14 protein-coding genes are annotated in these 16550 nt (G+C 63.4%); all 14 read right to left on the reverse strand.

Going from position 1 to position 16550, the window contains the following annotated elements:
- Positions 1-268: 268 nt before the first annotated feature.
- A complete protein-coding gene (locus GIW02_RS25150) occupies positions 269-691 on the reverse strand; it encodes a group I truncated hemoglobin (protein WP_236419091.1) in 423 nt (140 codons plus the stop codon).
- Positions 691-1545 (reverse strand): DUF3034 family protein, encoded by an 855-nt coding sequence (locus GIW02_RS25155; protein WP_236419092.1) that lies wholly within the window; start codon positions 1543-1545, stop codon positions 691-693. Before GIW02_RS25155 ends, GIW02_RS25150 begins: the two co-directional genes overlap by 1 nt.
- A gap of 9 nt (positions 1546-1554) precedes the next feature.
- Positions 1555-3903, reverse strand: coding sequence for an EAL domain-containing protein (locus tag GIW02_RS25160; protein WP_236419093.1), 2349 nt, complete (start codon positions 3901-3903; stop codon positions 1555-1557).
- The gene (locus GIW02_RS25165; RefSeq protein ID WP_456361681.1) at positions 3887-4564 is read right to left on the reverse strand and encodes a methylamine utilization protein; all 678 of its coding nucleotides are present in this window, start codon (positions 4562-4564) and stop codon (positions 3887-3889) included. Before GIW02_RS25165 ends, GIW02_RS25160 begins: the two co-directional genes overlap by 17 nt.
- 200 nt (positions 4565-4764) lie before the next feature.
- Positions 4765-7101 (reverse strand): bifunctional diguanylate cyclase/phosphodiesterase, encoded by a 2337-nt coding sequence (locus tag GIW02_RS25170; RefSeq protein ID WP_236419095.1) that lies wholly within the window; start codon positions 7099-7101, stop codon positions 4765-4767.
- A 1385-nt stretch (positions 7102-8486) separates the two neighbouring features.
- The gene (locus GIW02_RS25175) at positions 8487-9662 is read right to left on the reverse strand and encodes an extracellular solute-binding protein (protein ID WP_236419770.1); all 1176 of its coding nucleotides are present in this window, start codon (positions 9660-9662) and stop codon (positions 8487-8489) included.
- Positions 9659-10633, reverse strand: coding sequence for a CobW family GTP-binding protein (locus GIW02_RS25180; RefSeq protein WP_236419768.1), 975 nt, complete (start codon positions 10631-10633; stop codon positions 9659-9661). The genes GIW02_RS25175 and GIW02_RS25180 overlap by 4 nt, the downstream gene beginning before the upstream one ends.
- Positions 10634-10768: 135 nt before the next feature.
- Positions 10769-11062 carry a hypothetical protein gene (locus GIW02_RS25185; RefSeq protein WP_236419766.1) on the reverse strand — a complete coding sequence of 98 codons (294 nt, stop codon included), beginning with the start codon at positions 11060-11062 and terminating at the stop codon, positions 10769-10771.
- A gap of 13 nt (positions 11063-11075) precedes the next feature.
- Positions 11076-11825, reverse strand: coding sequence for an SDR family NAD(P)-dependent oxidoreductase (locus GIW02_RS25190; protein WP_236419764.1), 750 nt, complete (start codon positions 11823-11825; stop codon positions 11076-11078).
- Between the two features lie 135 nt (positions 11826-11960).
- Positions 11961-12722 (reverse strand): SDR family oxidoreductase, encoded by a 762-nt coding sequence (locus tag GIW02_RS25195; protein WP_236422160.1) that lies wholly within the window; start codon positions 12720-12722, stop codon positions 11961-11963.
- Positions 12723-12732: 10 nt separating this feature from the next.
- The gene (locus tag GIW02_RS25200; RefSeq protein ID WP_236419392.1) at positions 12733-14073 is read right to left on the reverse strand and encodes an MFS transporter; all 1341 of its coding nucleotides are present in this window, start codon (positions 14071-14073) and stop codon (positions 12733-12735) included.
- 30 nt (positions 14074-14103) lie between these two features.
- The gene (locus GIW02_RS25205) at positions 14104-14982 is read right to left on the reverse strand and encodes a polysaccharide deacetylase family protein (protein WP_053254585.1); all 879 of its coding nucleotides are present in this window, start codon (positions 14980-14982) and stop codon (positions 14104-14106) included.
- An 11-nt stretch (positions 14983-14993) separates the two neighbouring features.
- The gene (locus tag GIW02_RS25210; RefSeq protein ID WP_236419391.1) at positions 14994-16325 is read right to left on the reverse strand and encodes an amidase; all 1332 of its coding nucleotides are present in this window, start codon (positions 16323-16325) and stop codon (positions 14994-14996) included.
- Between the two features lie 25 nt (positions 16326-16350).
- On the reverse strand, positions 16351-16550 hold a 200-nt coding region (locus GIW02_RS25215; RefSeq protein WP_236422161.1), incomplete at its 5' end, for a hypothetical protein.

Below are 16550 nucleotides of genomic sequence, written 5' to 3' on the forward strand. Positions count from 1 at the left end.
ACACGCTGGCCGAACGCAGGCTTGAATCCGTGGGTAACCCGGCAGGACGCCGGGTTAGCCGCGCTGGGCCAAGGATGGCCCATCGCGGCGGCCCACGGATTCAAGCCGGAGTGAGGGCACACCGAGCGTGAGCGAGGTGCCGAGTGTTGGGGCAAGAGCCCTTTTGGTTACTTTTGGGGCTCTTTTCCAAAAGTGACCCGCCGTAAGGGCGGAACCCATATCAGCCATCCCCCAACAACGGATATACACACAAAACCTAGCCAACAACTCAACGCTCAATCACCTCCCCCCGCATCACAGCCAACCTCGCAATCAACCGATTCTGCACCGGCACCGCAACCCCCTCACTGTCCATCGCCTTGATCAAATCCTCAACCAACGCATTAAAGTCACTGCGGCTCACATTCTGCCCCTTGTGACTCTCAGCCATGCTATCCCCGGTATAGGTACACGGCCCACCCGCTTCCACACAAAACTGTTCAATCAACTTGTTACGCAACCGCTGGATATCCACCCGCCGAAAGCGATCAACAATCCGCTCATCCCGAGCAATGTTGAGCAACATGCCTTCAACGATGCGGGTGATACCCGGCATAGCCCCAAGGTCGCGGTACAGGCTGTCATCCCTGGCCGGCTGCTGAGCACAAGCGCTAAGCAGCAGTACGGCAAACACCACCGGTAAAAAACGCATCAGAAACTCCCCTGCACGGACAGGTAAGTGCCGTTCTGGTTATCCAGCGTGGCAATTTCGCCAAGCCGTGCGTAGGCGAGAACAAACGACACATGCTTGTTGGGAAAGTAAGCGACAAACACATCCGCCCAATCGCTTTCGCCGGCGAAAGACAGGTTGTCGGGCTTCTCGCGGTACTCCACGCCCAGCGCCCAGCGCGGGTTCAGCAGCAGTGCCACCGAGCCTTCCTTGAGCAGGCTGCGGCGGTCACGGCGGTCGCCGCCAAAGCCGAGCAAGCCAGTTTCATTGGCGCGGCTGTAGCGCAGGCTGCCGTTGACCAGCACGTTGTAGCCAAAGGCTGCGCCCATGAACAAGCGGCTGGCGGCGAGGTAGCCTTCGACGTCGCTGTCGCGCTTGGCGCCGACCAGTTGGGGGATATCAAACCGGGTCTGGTGCTTGTATTCGAGGCCCAACGACACCTGGGGCAAGCTGTCGTAGATCACATCGCCAAACAGCCGCACCTTGAGGCCGAGCACGTCCTGGCCGAGATTGTCATCTGGCAGGTTGAGCTTATGCACCAGCGTGCCCAGGTCGAAGCGCTGGTGGGCGAAAGACAGCTCGACCCGGTTGTCATAGGCCAGCGCCAGCCCGGCCACGTCGAGCCGATAGTCCGGCAGGTTGACCGTGGTGGCGAATGCCGTGGCGCCCCACTCATGCTGTTCGCCGTACCCGGCCAGCACCGCCCACGGCGTGATGCCGCCACCGGCCGCGCCCTCGATGCTGCTCGCGCCGCCGGTGGCGATCAGGCGGCCGTTATCGGCCAGGCTCGTTTGTAGAGTCAAGGCGGCCAGGCAGCCGATCAGTAAAAGACGCACGTCCACCACTCAATGAACCAAGGAAGTTTGCGCACTGAGCGGCAACGCCACCCAGGCTTCGAAAGCCTCGGCCCCGAGGGGCCGGCTGATCAGGTAACCCTGCGCCGTGTCGCACTGCCAGCGCTCCAGCAAGCGCAGGCTGTGGGCGTACTCAACGCCCTCGGCAACCACTTTGAGGCCCAGGTTGTGGCTCATCTCGATGGTGGAACGCACGATCACCGCGTCCTCACTGGTTTCATCGAGGTTGCGCACAAAGGACTGGTCGATCTTCAACTCCTGCACCGGCAGGCGCTTGAGGTGCGCCAGCGACGAATACCCGGTGCCGAAGTCATCCACCGACAGGCTGATGCCACAGTCGCGCAGCAGGTGCAGGACCTTGAGGGCTTTTTCCGGCTCGCGCATCACCGCGCTTTCGGTGATCTCGAACACCAGTTGCTCGGCCGGCAAGCCGTAGCGACGCAACAGCGCAGACACCCGATGGGCCAGTTCATCGCCGAGCAAATCGTCGGCCGAAATGTTCAGCGAGAGCTGCAGGTACAGGCCGCGACGGTTCCATTCGCACAGCTGGCGGATGCCCTCTTCGATCACCCATTGGGTCAGCAACTGGATGCTGCCGGTGCGCTCGGCCAGGGGGATGAATTCCGCCGGCGAGACCATGCCGAACTGCGGGTGCTGCCAGCGCAACAAGGCTTCGGCCTGGCGCACATGGCCCTGGCGGATATCCAGCTTGGGCTGGTAGTGCAGCAGCAACTGGCCCTGCCCGGGCGCGTGGCGCAGGTCGCGGATCAAGGCGATCTGGCGGCGGTGTGCAAGGTCGCGGCCTTGCTCGTAGATTTGCAGGCGGCCAGGCATTTGCGCCGCGTCTTTCATCGCAATTGCCGCGCGCTCCAGCAGGGTCTGCGGGCTTTCGCCGTCGGCCGGGTACGCGGCAATCCCCAAGCGGCAGTCCAGCGCCAGCTCATGGCCGTTGATGCGCTGGGGGCGCAGCAACAGTTGCTGGAGTTTGTCGGCCATGCCCACCGCTTCCTCGCTGCCGGCGCCTTCGAGCAGTAGCAGGAACTCATCGGCGATCAGGTGCGCCAGGGTATCGCCGGGACGCAGGGTGGCCTGCAGGCGATGGCTGACGCTCAACAGCAGGTGGTCCGCCGCATCCAGCCCGGCGGTTTCGCTGGCGGCGCGCAGGTTGTCGATACCCAGGTAGATCAATGCCATCGGCCGCTGCAGCGCAATCGAACTGCCCAGGCGCTCCATGGCCAGCGCGCGGTTCGGCAGGCCGGTGAGGCGATCATGCAGGGCGTTGTGCGCCAGCTGTTGTTCGCGCTCGGCGATCCCGCCTTGCATGGAGTTGACCGCGTGGGCCAGCCGCCCCAGCTCGTCACTGCGCTTGAGCACCACCGGGGTCTGGTAGTCGCCCTGGCCGATGCGCTCCGCCGCCAGCGCCAATGCCTGCACCGGCCGCGACACGGTGCGCGCCAGCAGCAAGGCACCGATCAGCGAAGCGATCAGGGCGACCAGCGCAATGCCGAGGATCTTCTCGTCCAACGGCACGAACGCCTGCATCGCTGTATCCAGCGGGCTTTGCAGCAGGGCCAGGACCTTGCCGTTTTCATCACTGGCCAACACCAATGACTGGTTGAGGAAACTGTGTTCGAGGTGATCGGTGGTGGACACGCCACGGCGTGTCGAATCGCCCTGCATCAGCTCGATGATGCTTTCACGCAGCACCTGTGGCTGGGTGCTGACCAACTCGCCGGGGCGCTCATGGTCCAGCGCCAGGAACGACACTTCGAGGTTGCTCAGCGAGCGCAACTCATCGGCAAACGCGCCGTCCATGCTGAAGCCCATCACCACCCGCGCAATCGGCAACGGCGCCAGCACCGAGGCTTCCACCAGCAAGTGCGGCTTGCCTTGCAGCGGCACCATCAGCATCGCCTGGCGATTGCGCCGCGCCTCGCGCAGGGCCTGGTCGTAGCGGAAGGTCGAGCCTTCGGGCACTTCATCGAGGGTACTGGCGAGGACTGTGCCGTCCATGCCCAGCAGGATCATGTCGCTGGCGTTGATGCGCTTGCCGTGGTTGAGCAGCACCGAGCGCATCGTCGCCGAATCGCCACTGGCCACGGCATCGCGAAACCCGAAGTCAGCGGCCAACAGTTGCACGCCGTCGGCCAGGCGTCGGCCGCGCGTGTCAAGCAAGCGCTCGAACACCCGCGTGCCCACTTCCAGCTGCGTCAGGGCCTGGCCGTGCACCGCCGAACGGGTCGCAGCCTTGACGCTGAAATACAGCGCGCCGATCACCACCAGCGAGAGCAGGATCAGTACACCGGCGACCCGCGCCTGGAAGCTATTGCGCAGTTTCACGGGCAGCTCGATTGAAGGCATCGCCAAAGGCGCTGGGGGTAGGCGGCAGATCCGCCGGCGCAGGCTCCAGGGCCAACACCACACGGTGGCTCAGGCCGGCGGCGGGTACTTGCAAGGTGCCGCCATCCAACGGCTGCATATCCGCCAATTGCGGGTGCCACAGGGTGGCGCGGTAGTTACCGGGCGGCAGTTGCTCCAGGCGCACTCGGCCCTGAGCGTCACTGACGCCAAAGCGCGGGTCGTCGGTGACGTAGATGTAGCCGAGCATCCAGTCATGGATATTGCAGCCCAACACCACCACGCCGGGCTTGTCGAACAGCAGCGGCGCGGTGGGCGTGCCTTCGTACAAGCGCAGTTCGAAGCGCTTGGCGCTAGAGAAGGAATACACCTGGTGGCGGATGTTATCGCTGTTGGGGAAGCGCACCTGCGTGCCGGTGTGCACCGCCAACACATGGGGTGCGAAGCGTTGACCGCGTTGGTCCATATCGGCCTTGAGCGGGCCTGCGGGCGCGCCGACCGGGCCTTGCAGGGTCACCACCGCATCCGCGACCGGGCTGCCGTCGGTTTGCTGCATCACGACTTCAAGCGTGGCGGCCGCAGCGGGCCCTGCCACTGTCAGCAGCAACATCACGCGCGTGAAAAGATGAAAAATCCGGGGCATAGGAGATCCGCAAAAAAGGAAAAGAGCGGCCAGCCTTGGCACAGGGACAGCAGTCATGATGCCGCAAATAGGGCAATATGCCATCACTGATTAAACACAGATCCGTGACCGTTTGTCGGTAAAAACCTATTCAATCGGTCAAGCTCTGTAGAGGTTATCGACCACCTGAAAAAAATCTGTAGTCGATCGTTGAGGGGCCTTCAGACCGGCATACGCTCGCGCCGCATCCACATTTCAAAGGCCATGGCGTTCAGCGGGCGGCTGATGAGATAACCCTGGGCGGTGTCGCAGTTCCATTGTTTGAGCAGCTTGAGGCTGGGCTCGAACTCCACGCCTTCGGCCACCACCTTGAGCCCCAGGTTGTGGCTCATCTCGATGGTGGAACGCACGATCACCCCGTCGCTGCTGGTGCTGTTGAGGTTGCGCACAAAAGACTGGTCGATCTTCAATTCCTGCACCGGCAAGCGCTGCAGTTGCGCCAGGGACGAATAGCCGGTGCCGAAGTCATCCACCGACAAGCTGATGCCGCAGCCGCGCAATTGCTCCAGCACACTGAGGGCCTGTTGCGGGTTGTGCATGATCGCGCTTTCGGTGATCTCGAAAATCAGCTGCTGAGCCTGCACACGGTAGTGCGCGAGCAACGTGGTGACGCGAATCGCCAGGTCATCATCGGCCAGGTCGTCCACCGAGATATTCACCGACAACTGAATGTGCATGCCGCGCTGCCCCCACTCGCCGATCTGGCGGATGGCCTCTTCGATCACCCACAGCGTCAGGCCGCCCATGCTGCCGGTGCGCTCGGCCAAGGGGATGAATTCGGCGGGCGACACCAGCCCCAGCGTCGGATGCTGCCAGCGCAACAGCGCTTCGGCCTGGAGTACATGGCCGTGCTTGAGGTCGAGTTTGGGCTGGTAGCACAGGTACAACTCACCTTCAGCGGCGGCACGGCGCAAGTCGCGGATCAGGGTGATCTGGCGCTGGTGCGCCAAGTCGCGGTCCTGCTCGTAGATCTGCAGGTAGCCCGGCAGCGCTGCGGCGTCATGACGGGCGATGGCGGCGCGGCTGATTAACTCTTCGACCTGCTGGCCGTCGGCGGGGTATGCGGCGATGCCGATGCTCACTTCGTGGCGCAACTCGTCATTGCCGATGCGCTGGGGTTCGGTGAGTAACGCATAGAGGCGGTCGGCACGCGCCACGGCGCGGTCGATCTCGGTGTTTTCCAGCAACAGCAGGAACTCGCTGCCGGTGATGCGCGCCGCCGTGTCACTGGCCGACAGGCTCATGGACAGGCAGCGGCTGGCCTCACGCATCATCTCTTCCACGCCTTGGGGGCCGAAGCCTTCGTTGATCGCGCGGTAGTTCTCGATCCCCAGGTACAGCAACACCACCGGCCGTTGCGCGCTGATCGCGCTGCCCAGGCGCTCCATGGCCAAGGCGCGATTGGGCAGGCCGGTCAGCGGGTCATGCAGGGCGTTATGCGCCAATTGCCGCTCGCGCACCGCGATGCCGCTTTGCATGGCGTTGAAGGCGCGGGCCAGCAAGCCGAATTCATCATGGCTGCGCACCCGCACCGGCGTGCGGTAGTCACCCGAACCGATGCGCCCGGCGGCCTCCACCAGGGCGTTGAGCGGGCGCGACACGCGGCGTGCCAGGAACAGCGCGCCGGCCAGCGACACCACCAGCACCGCCAGGGCAATCCCGAGGAACTGCCGGTCGAGCGGCGCGAAGGATTCCAGGGCGTGGTCCAGTGGGCTTTGCAGCAACACCCGCACTTCATCGCCGTCACCCGTGTTAGCCAACGGCACCACCTGGCTGAGTACGCGCTCGCCGTAGAACAGATGAATCTGCGGCTCGGGGTTGAGCCGCCCCTCGCGCAGCAGGCCGAGGGTGCCGGCCTGGTAGGCGTCTGGCTGGGTGCTGAAGAGCGCGCCGGGCGTGCCGTTTTGCATGCTGAGAAATGACACCTCCAGGTTGGTCATGGAGCGCAGTTCATGGGCGAACAGCTTGTCCATGGGAACGCCCATGACCACCCGCGCAATGGGTAGCGGGTCGAGCACTTCGTCCTGCACCAGCAAGTAGGGGCGGCCGTCCATGGCCACGATCAGCATTTGCAGGCCATTACGCCGTGCGTGGCGCAGGGCGGCGTCATAAGGGAAATGTTGACCGCGCGTGAGGAGAGGCAAGGTGCTGACCATGACTTTGCCGTCCAGGCCCAACACGAACACTTCACTGGCGCGGATGCCGGTGCCATGGCGACGCAACGCGGCCAGGATCGGCACGGTCTGGCCGCCAGCCACGGCCTGTTTGAACGGGCCATCGGCGGTCAGCCAGTCGAGGCCGTATTGCAGGCGGCGGCCACGCAGGTCGATCAGGCGTTCGAATACCTGGCTGCCGGTTTTGAGTTGGACTTGGGCCTGGTTTTCCACGGCGCGGGAGGTGGCGCCCTTGACGGCGAAATACGTGGCGCAGACGACGGCCAGTAGCAGCAGGGCGAGTACGCCGGCGATGCGGGTTTGGAACGTGTGGCGCCACCTCATTGCAGTGCCCTCTGGCAGTGTTCGCCGTTCTCTGCCATTAGGCCCCTTTGTCATATGCATTCCTGGCGACTGCAGACTTTGTGTCAAAAAAATATCCATTTTTAATGGATAGTGGGTTTTAGGAGATTAGCTGGGGGATTGGGTGAGTGCACATAATAAAATTGGGGAGATTGGTGTCATTTTGTTGGCGGCGGAGGGTTGGCTTGGGGGGTATATCCGGATTTTGGGTGACGGCTACCTAGGGTTCCGCTCTTACAGCGGGTCACTTTTGAAAAGAGCCCAAAAGTAACCAAAAGGCTCTTGCCCCACCACTCGGCACCTCGCCTCCGGCTCGGTGTGCCCGCACGCAGACTTGAATCCGTGGGCCGCCGCGATGGGCCATCCTTGGCCCAGCGCGGCTAACCCGGCGTCCTGCCGGGTTACCCACGGATTCAAGCCCGCGTGCGGCCAGCGTGGTTAATGGGGCGCCTCAGATCAAGATCAAAAGCAGATCAAAAGCAGAGCACGGCGGCCTGACAGCCGGCCTGAGTGGTGTAGAGCAAAAGCGCGGGTTGTGGGCTGGCTTGGCGGCCTTGGATCTGACCGGAGTTACGCCTTTTGAATGCGGTCAAAATGTGGGAGGGGGCTTGCTCCCGATAGCAGTGTGTCAGCCAATGCATTTGTGACTGCCCCACCGCTATCGGGAGCAAGCCCCCTCCCACATTTAAACCGAGTACGGCTTCAACGATCAGGCCAGCTGTCAGGCCGCCTCGCTTTGTTTTTGATCTGGCCTTACATCCTTGCGGCCTGACAGCCGGCCTGAGTGGTGTAGAGCAAAAACGCGCGTTGTGGGCGGGCTTGGCGGGCTTGGACCCAACCGGCGTTACGTCTGTTGATTGCCGTCAAAATGTGGGAGGGGGCTTGCTCCCGATAGCGGTGTGTCAGCCAATGCATCTGTGACTGCCCCACCGCTATCGGGAGCAAGCCCCCTCCCACATTTGAACCGAGTACGGCTTCAACGATCAGGCCAGCTGTCAGGCCGCCTCGCTTGGCTTTGTTTTTGATCCGGCCCTTACATCCTTACCGCTGACGAAGTCAGCGATCTTTTGATCTGAAGCTTTTGATCGTGATCTTGATCTTAGGCGCCCCATAAAAACACGCTGGCCGAACGCAGGCTTGAATCCGTGGGCAACCCGGCAGGACGCCGGGTTAGCCGCGCTGGGCCATGGATGGCCCATCGCGGCGGCCCACGGATTCAAGCCGGAGTGAGGGCACACCGAGCCGCAGGCGAGGTGCCGAGTGTTGGGGCGAAGCGTTTTTGGTTACTTTTTGCGCTCTTCAAAAAGTGACCCGCTGTAAGAGCGGAACCATAAGCAGCCGTTACCGCAGCAACGGATATACCCCCGTCAAACACCCCGAGCCCGCATAAAATCCCCCCACCTGCGCACCAGATAGTTGTGCTCATCCATCACCGAATTCCACACAGCAATGTGCCCCATGCGCTGCTCATAAGACCCCCCATCCCGCACCTCCCCGATCTCAATCAGGGGCAACCCATCACTCCCCAGCAACTCCTCCCGCGCAGGCTGACCGGCATACCAGTAATCCCACTCCGCGCGGCTAAGGTGATCCCGACTACGCGCCGGGTTGCCGATGTAATACCCCTGCCGCGCCATCACCGCCCCCGGCCAGCCGGACAGCCACCAATTCAGATACGCATACGCCGCATCCAACACCGGCCCCTGGGCATGCCGCGACAAGGACAACCCACCAAACCAGGCGCGATACCCTTCACGGGGCACCGCCAGACGATACTTCACCCCAGCCCGATGCAAGCGCATCAACGTCGGCGACCACAAACTCTGAATATCAATGCTCGGGCTGAGCATCAGTTGCGCCGCTTCTTCGTCATCCGACCAGAACGCCGCAAAGTGCCCTTCCTTCTGTTTGCGCACGAGAATATCGGCCAGCACATCGATCTCTTCGATGCTCATATTGCCGATGTCCTTGAAACTCGCCAGCCCGGCGCCCTGCACCGCCAGCGCGGCATCCAGCGCACCGATGGCAGCGTCGCTTTGCAGCGCGGTGCGCGCGCGCCACGCGGGGTCGAGGAGCCAACCCCAACTTTCATTGCCGTGGCTAAACCCGTCGGGCAGGCGTTCGGGGCGGTAGGCGAAACTGTCGGCGTTGTGGGTCAGGGGCAGCATGCTGATACGTTCGGTGACCGTGCTGCCGAGGCTGCCGTCGTGCTGCACGAACAGCCGCTCGCTGGGCACACTGCCGCTGCCCAGACGGTCGGCGGGCGACAAGCGACCGCGCTTGGGCAGGTCGTTGATCTCGTGCCACAGCGCGATACGCCGCGTGTCGATGGGCTGGATCGCCCGCGCCGGCCACACGAAGTCGACGTTGTGGAACCACTGGTCGTAGAGGTCGTAGCTGTCGGGCTGCATCACCGCGATGCGCTGGGCCTGTTCAACGTCGTGTACCTGGTACACCAGGCGAATGCCCAGCTCCTGTTCGGCGCGTACGCGCAAGCATTCCAACAAGGTCACCGAGGTGCCGAGGACGCGCAGTGTAATCATGCCGCGAACCGTCGCGAGAACACATCAAATGAGCGGCGCAGCAAGTCGGGGTCGAGGCCGCGCAGGATAAAGACCAGGCGCGATTGGCGGTCGCTGCCCGGCCACGCAGGCAAGTGCACCGGGGCGTGCAGGCAATGCTGCACGCCATGAATGACGATGGGGGCGTTACTGGCGTTCACGTTGAGCAGTCCTTTGACACGAAGGATTCGTTCGCCGTGGCATCTTAACAGCATCGACAACCACACCCCGAAACCCACCCAATCCAGCGGCTGGTCGAAGGTCAGGCTGCACACCTGCGCCGCGCCGTGGGTGACGCTGGTGGCCTGATGCAGTTGCCAGCGGCTGACCTCCACAGCCGGTTCGGCACTGCGCAAGCCTTCGCCGAGCAGCAGCTGGTCACCGCTGTGGATGTCCTGGGTATTGAGGATCGGCGTGCCGGCGTTCAGTGCCTGCAGGTGCGCACGCAGCGCCGTGCAATCGCCCTCAAGGTCGGTCTTGCTCAGCAACAGGCGATCGGCCGCCGCCACCTGCGCCAGCCATTCCGGGTGCAAGCGCTCTTGCAGGGCGGCATGGCTGGCGTCGACCAGGGTGATCACCAGGCCAATATGAAAGCGCCCGCGCAGTTGCACGTCGTTGTTCAAGGTCGCAAGGATCGGCGCCGGGTCGGCCAGGCCGGTGGTCTCCAGGATCACCCGCTTGAACGCGGGGATTTCACCGCGCTCACGGCGCTGCAGCAGGCCGAGCAGCGCGTCTTTCAGCTCGCCACGAATAGAGCAACAGATGCAGCCACTGGGCAGCAATACGGTGTTCGGCGCCACCTCTTCGACCAATAGATGGTCGATGCCGACATCGCCGAACTCGTTGATCAACAATGCCGTATCGCCCAGGCTTTCGCCTTGCAGCAGGCGCTTGAGCAACGTGGTTTTGCCGCTGCCGAGGAAGCCGGTGATGACATTAAGGGCGATGCTCATAGGGGGGCTCCGTAGCTGCTTGTGTGGCGAGGGAGCTTGCTCCCGTTGGGCTGCGAAGCGGCCCCAAAAAGCGGGGAGCGCTTCAGCGCCAGCCCGCTCCAACGGGAGCAACCTCCCTCGCCACAGAGGGCGGGTTCAGCGTTCAAGATGGTCGAGTAGTTGCGGATCGAGAGGGTCCAACGGGCGGCCGAGCATGGTCTCGGCGGCTTGCCAGAGTTGATCCAGACCGCTCGCCAGCTCTTGCTTCCCGGTGGCGCCCAAGAGCAAATACGACGCGCCCTGGAAGTCTTCGACCTTGAGCCGGAATACCGCCAGCACCTGGTTGATCGCCGCAATCCGGCGCAGGCGCTCGCGGCGCCTGGGCAGTTCGTCGCCCAGGGGGTCGCTCCAGTGCAGGTCTTCGCCGAGCAATCCGCAGAGTCCGCACATGGCTACACCTCACTCATGGCATGACATCGCCGGAGTTCGGGCCCAAGGTCTGGCCGACGAACAGGTTGCCGCCCGGCTCGCTGGCCAGCAGCACCGCAACCGGTGCCACTTCGTCCGCCAGGCCGAAGCGGCCCAGGGGCAGTTCCTTGGCCTTGGCACGCTTCCAGTCATCACTGATGCCGCCCACCAACGGCGTCTCGATCGGGCCGGGGGCGATGGCGTTGACCAGTACGTTGTCCTTGGCCACTTCCAGCGCGAGTGACTTGGTAAAACCGATCACCCCGGCCTTGGCGGCGGCGTAGTGGGTCAGTTCGGCGCCGCCCTTGATGCCCAGTTGCGAGGCGACATTGATAATCCGCCCCCAACGCTGCGCGAGCATGTGCGGCAAGGCGCGCTGGCTGGCGACGAACACACTGGTGAGGTCAACGCGCAGCATGTCGTTCCACATTTCAATGGACAGGTCGACGCAACGCGCCTGCGTGAGCATGCCGGCATTGTTGACCAGGATATCAATACCGCCGAACTGCTCGACGCAGCGGTCGACACTGGCCTGGGCACCTTCGACGGTGCCGACATCGGCCAGGCATTCGAACACCTCGGCACCGAGGTTGCGGCAGGTGATGGCGGTTTCGGCAAGGCTCGCGGCGTTGCGGTCGGCCAGCACCAAGCGCGCGCCTTCAGCGGCGTAGGCACGGGCGATGGCGGCACCGATACCGCTGCCGGCGCCGGTGATCACAGCGCGGCGATGAGTGAGTTGGGGCATATCAATTCTCCACAGACAAACACAATTCCAATGTGGGAGGGGGCTTGCCCCCGATGGCGGTGTGTCAGTTAGGACACCTGTGACTGACACACTTCCATCGGGGGCAAGCACCCTCCCACATTTGGATCGGGTACATCAGTCAGGCCAGCGCACGGTCAGCCCACCGTCGATAACGATGCTCTGCCCGGTCAAATAGCTCGACGCCTCACTGGTCAAGAACTGCACCAGCGATGCCACTTCATCCGCCCGCCCTACCCGGCCCAACGGAATCGCCCGCGCCGCCTTCGCCAAGCCTTCCGGCCCCAGCGAGTTCTTCGCATCCAGCGACTGCGGCGTCTCGATCAACCCGGGGATCACCGCATTGCAACGGATACCCAGCGGTGCCAATTCCACCGCCAACGAGCGGCACAACCCCGGCACACCGGCCTTGGCTGCCGCGTAATGGCTGTGTTCCTGCCAGCCATACACGCCGCCGGCAATCGACGAAATCGCCACCAGTGCGCCGCCCTCGCCCATGTGCCTGGCCGCCGCCCGGAAGGTGCGCATCACCCCCGTCAGGTCGACATTGAGCATCTCGTTCCACCGCTCATCCGTCATCTCCAGCAACGGCGCACGGCGCAACAAACCGGCGTTGGCCACGGCGTAATCGAGGCGGCCGAAATGCTCCACGGCCTGGGCGGCCAAGGCATCCACCGAGGCGGTATCGCCCACGTCCAAGGGCAGCATCAGGCACTCGCCACCGGCCTCTTGCACCAAGGCAACGGTGGTGTGCGGGTCATGCGGGTCGGCCGGGTAATACCCGCCCACCACCGCCACACCCACTCGCGCGTAGGCGACGGCGAGGGCTTGGCCGATGCCGCTGGCGGCACCGGTGATCAAGGCAACTTTACGGCTCATCACTCACTCCTTACTGAACGGTTTCCGGACGCACATGGCGTGCGGCAAACATCAGGACGCCGGACAAAAAGCACGGCACGGCGCCAAACCACAGCGCGGCGGTCTGCCAGTCGCTGCCGGCGGACAACACTTGGGTGGCACCAAAACCTGCAACCACTGCGCCGATCGGGCCCATGGCGTGGATGATCGCGCCGCCAGTGGCGCGGATGCTGGTGGGGAAACTCTCGCTGATAAAAAACAGCGCCGCCGAGTACGGCCCGATCAGGAAGAACAGGCCCAGGCTGTACAGCCCGACCACCATCGGCATATTGCTCGGGCCAAACAGCATCCCGGCAAAAGACAACCCGCCGAGCATCCAGCCCAGGCCGATAACGTTACGACGGCCGATCTTGTCGCCCATCCAACCGTGGCTGAGGTAACCGCAGTAACCCACCAGGTTCGACAGCACGAGGATGATCAGCGAGTTCTCGAACGAGATGTGGTGCACGCTGACGATCACCGAGGTGCCCAACACACTGAACACCTGGATCGCCGCCCAGTTGAGCAGCAGCGCGGCGCCGATCACCAGCGTGGCGCGGCGCGCCGGGCCACGGAAGGCGGCTTTCAAACCGGCCTTGCTGTGTTCGTCGTAGTCCACGCCATAGGTCACGGCGACGTTCTGCGCTTCTTTCACCGCGCCGCTTTTACGCAGTTGGCTGATGCGCTGGTGGATCTGGAACTGCGGGCTCTCCTTGAGCTTGCGCGCCATGATCGCAATCACCACCGCCGGGATCGCGGCGAAGATGAAGCAGCCCTGCCAGCCGATGATCGGCAGCAGCAGCGCGGTCAACCCGGCGGCGATCAACGCACCGACCGGCCAGCCGCCCTGCACCAGGCTGTAGATGAAACCGCGCCGCTTGGTCAGCCGCGGGTCTTCGGAGGCGCCGTACAGCTCGCTCAGATACGTGGCGTTGACGGTTTCCTCGGCATAGCCCAGGCCACCCAGCGAACGGATCAAAATCAGCGGCGACTTGCCCCACGCCCCGCCAATCGCGGTCAGCGCCGAACACAGTGCCGAACCGGCCACGGTGAAAATAATCCCTTTGCGCCGCCCCAATTTGTCGACGACAGGGCCAATGGCAAACGCGACCACCGCCGTGCCCACCGCCACCCAGGTCGCGATCTCGGCTTGCTCCACCTCACCCCAGCCAAAGTGCCGGCCGATCTCCGGCAGCAAGGTGCCGAACAGGATGAAGTCGTACACCGCAAATACCCAGGCGAAAAACGCGATCCAGGTGGCGAAACGCACCTCCTTGGAGCTCAGTTGCCGGGGTTTCCAGCCAGTCAGGTCAAGCTTGTTATAGATGGACATAGATCGCGCCTCAAGGGTGGGAGCAAAAGGTCAGGAACGGGGTTGGCGGCGGATAAAGTCGTCGGCGATTTCGTCGAAGGTGACGAAGCGCACGCCGGCATGGCTCTGGATGTGCTCGATCAAGCGCTCGAGCATCAGCAGCACTTGCGGGCGACCGGACACGTCGGGGTGGATGGTCATGGTGAACACCGCGTGTTCGTGCTCGCGGTAGACCCAGTCGAACTGGTCGCGCCACATTTCTTCAAGGTGACGCGGGTTGACGAAACCGTGGCTGTTGGGCGCCTTTTTGATGAACATCATCGGCGGCAGGTCGTCGAGGTACCAGTTGGCCGGGATCTCCACCAGGTCGGTTTCTTCGCCGCGCACCAAGGGTTTCATCCAGGTGTCGGGGTGCTGGCTGTAGTCGATCTTGGTCCAGCTGTCGCCCTTGCGGACGTAGTAGGGGTGGAAGTCGTTGTGCATCAGGCTGTGGTCGTACTTGATGCCTTTTTTCAGCAGCAGCTCGTTGGTGACCTTGCTGAATTCCCACCACGGCGCGACGTAACCGGTGGGGCGTTTGCCGGTGACCTGAGTGATCAGCTCGATGGATTTATCGAGGACGATTTCTTCCTGCTCGGCGGTCATCGCAATCGGGTTTTCGTGGCTGTAGCCGTGCACGCCGATTTCGTGGCCGGCGTCGGCCACGGCCTTCATCTGCTCGGGGAAGGTTTCCATCGAGTGGCCGGGGATAAACCAGGTGGTGCGCAAGCCGTAGCGCTCAAACAGTTTGAGCAGGCGCGGCGCGCCGATTTCACCGGCGAACAAGCCGCGGGAGATGTCATCGGGCGAGTCTTCGCCGCCGTAGGAACCGAGCCAGCCGGCGACGGCGTCTACGTCAACGCCAAATGCACAAAGGATGTCTTTAGCCATGGTGTGTCTCCTTAAACGTTAAGTACGGATTCGACGGACAGGGCCGCGCGCAACAGGCGCGCGTCTTCTCCCGTCGGGGCGCTGAGCAGCAGCCCGGTTGGCAGGCCCAGGGCATCGCGGCCGCTGGGCAGGCTCACGCCGGGCATGTCGAGCAAGCTGCCGGGCATGGTCAGGCGCAGGGTGGCGAGGTTGGTGCTGACGAACAGGTCGTCGTCGGCTTGCAGTGCGGCCAGGGCCGGGGCGACGTGAGCCACCGTCGGGGTGATCAGCACGGCGCCGTCGAGGTCGTCGATCAGTTGGTGCTGCAGGCGACGACGCGCGTCGGTGAGGTGCAGCAATTGGCTGGCCGGCAGATTGCGTGCGGCTTCGAGGCGACGGCGTACGCGCGGGTCGAGTTGCTGCGCGTCAGGGCTGTCGAGCAAGGCTTCATGCAGGGCGAAGGCTTCGAACGCGCCGAGCCAGCCGTGGTGTTTGATCAGGTCGAGGGTGGCCTGGAAGGTAGCGCAGGGGCGCACCTCGATCAACGCACCGGCGGCCTTGAGCTGGTCGACGGCGCGCAGCAGGTTATTGCGTACGGCAGGCTCGATGCCTTCCAACGCGCCCTGCTCCAGCACAAAGCGCTGCCCGTTGAGGCTGCGTGCACGATGGCGCTGGGCACGGCCGTTGAGCAGGTCGTCGATGGCCAGCGCGTCGCGCACGCTGTGGGTCAGCGGGCCAAGGCTGTCGAGGGTGTGCGAAAGCGGGAACACGCCGTCACGGCTGTAGCGTCGGCTGCTGCTGCGGTAACCCACCAGGCCGTTGAGCGCGGCCGGAATGCGGATGGAGCCGGCGGTGTCGGTGCCCATGGCAATCGGCACAATGCCAGCGGCGACGGCCACGGCCGAACCGGACGACGAGCCACCGGGAATGCGCGGCTGATCATGCCCGTGAGGGTTATGCGGCGTGCCGAAATGCGGGTTCAGGCCCAGGCCCGAATACGCCAGCTCGCTGAGGTTGGTTTTGCCCACGCTGACCATCCCGGCGCGGCACAACAGGCCCACGCTCGGCGCGTCCAGCAAGGCGGCGGGTGCATTGCGGCGGTAGGCGGCGCCAGCGGTGGTGATGCTGCCGGCCACGTCGAACAGGTCTTTCCAGGCCAGCGGCACACCATCGAACACGCTCAGGGGTTGCCCGGCCTGCCAGCGCGCGGCGGACGCCTGGGCTTCGCGACGCGCACGCTCGGGCGTCAGGGCAATGAACACACCGGCCGAACGACTCGCTTGCTCGAGTACCTGGTCGAGGGCGTGTACCGGGTCGCTGCGACCGCTGGCGAAATCCTCGGCCATTGAAGTGGCGTCTAGCATCAGCACAAACCTCAAAACGTACATATTAATAAAATGTACATTTTACAAAGGCAGATTTCGTGCCAGTCTCTAAGCAGGGTTTTGCGCGCCACTCGGCTTTATCGCCAATAGCCACGGGATAGGTGGTTTTGTAGACGGCAAAAAAATCCAGAGGGCTGCCTGAACAGGTCGCCAATGAAATAATGTATCTTTTATTAATAAGTACATTTTGGTGCAGAAAAGTAA

It is taken from the genome of Pseudomonas syringae, from assembly GCF_021606685.1.
Classification (GTDB): domain Bacteria; phylum Pseudomonadota; class Gammaproteobacteria; order Pseudomonadales; family Pseudomonadaceae; genus Aquipseudomonas; species Aquipseudomonas syringae_R.